This window comes from Microcystis sp. T1-4 (genome assembly GCF_000297435.1).
Lineage (GTDB): Bacteria > Cyanobacteriota > Cyanobacteriia > Cyanobacteriales > Microcystaceae > Microcystis.
The window spans coordinates 1-1,154 of sequence record NZ_CAIP01000300.1 but is presented as its reverse complement, the minus strand read 5'-3'; the positions used below and the strand labels follow the sequence as shown (position 1 = coordinate 1,154).

The 1,154-nt window shown below is 43.8% G+C and carries 1 protein-coding gene; it reads left to right on the top strand.

Features of this window, described 5'->3' with window-relative positions:
- Window positions 1–1,154 (top strand): CARDB domain-containing protein (locus MICAI_RS16375; protein ID WP_039900382.1); only part of this gene is annotated, 1,154 nt, incomplete at both ends.

The window sequence follows — 1,154 nt, the reverse complement described above, 5'->3', positions numbered from 1 at the left end:
CTTGCTGATCGCAATAATAATCAAGCGGAGAGTAATGATAATAACAATACCTTTGCGGTTCCTATCACCCTAATTGCTCCTGATTTAGTTGTTACAAGCATTCAGTCTCCTCTGGAAACCCTATCGGGAGAGTCAATCGAAATTTCTTGGACGGTCACTAACCAAGGAAACGCAGGAGCAACGGGAACTTGGTCTGACCGAATTTATCTGGTTAATGCCGCTGATAATTCTTTTGTCAGAGATTTAGGTATCTTCAGCTATACCGGTAGTCTCGGTGTGGGTCAAGCTTTAGAAAGAATTCAAAACCTAGATATTCCCCTTGACTTGAACGGCAATTATAAAATCACTGTCACCACCGATTACTACGAAAATCTTGCCGAAAGTGCAAACACAAACAACACGACAACAGATGATCAGATTTTTAGCGTTATTCTTGCCCCTGTTCCCAATCTGGTTGTGAGTGAGGTCGCTGCGCCATCTACCGCTTTCTCCAGTCAAGAAACAGTCGTCGCATGGACAATCACTAATACAGGAACAGGCGCAACGAATGCCCCCATCTGGTACGACAGAGTATATCTATCGCTGGATCAAGAATTTGATAACACAGATACCTATTTAGGGCAGGCGACCAACATCAGTTACTTAAATGCGGGTGATAGTTACAACAATAGTTTAACCGTAACCCTACCTCGCGGTATTGATGGCAATTACTATTTCCTCGTACAAACTGATGTTTATAACTACGTTACCGAAGTTGGTAATGAAGGGGATAATTGGGGGTCTGGTGGGCCAACAGATGTTAATTTAACTCCACCTCCCGATTTACAAGTAACGGCGGTTAATGCTCCTAATGGAGCCTTCTCAGGACAACCAATGAACCTGAGTTGGACTGTCACTAATGCTGGCACAGGACGCACTTTAGAAACAGCTTGGTGGGATCGGGTGTTTATGTCCGAGGATGAAACCTTAGACGAAGAAGATTATCTTCTGGGCAATTTCTATCACAATGGCGCATTGAATGCGGAAGAAAACTACACGGGTTCAGGGACAGTGAATCTTCCTGTTGCCGTGGCTGGGGATTTCTTCTTCTTTGTGCAAAGCGACATTTACAACAACGTCTATGAGCACGTTTTTGAGAATAACAATAGTGGCTA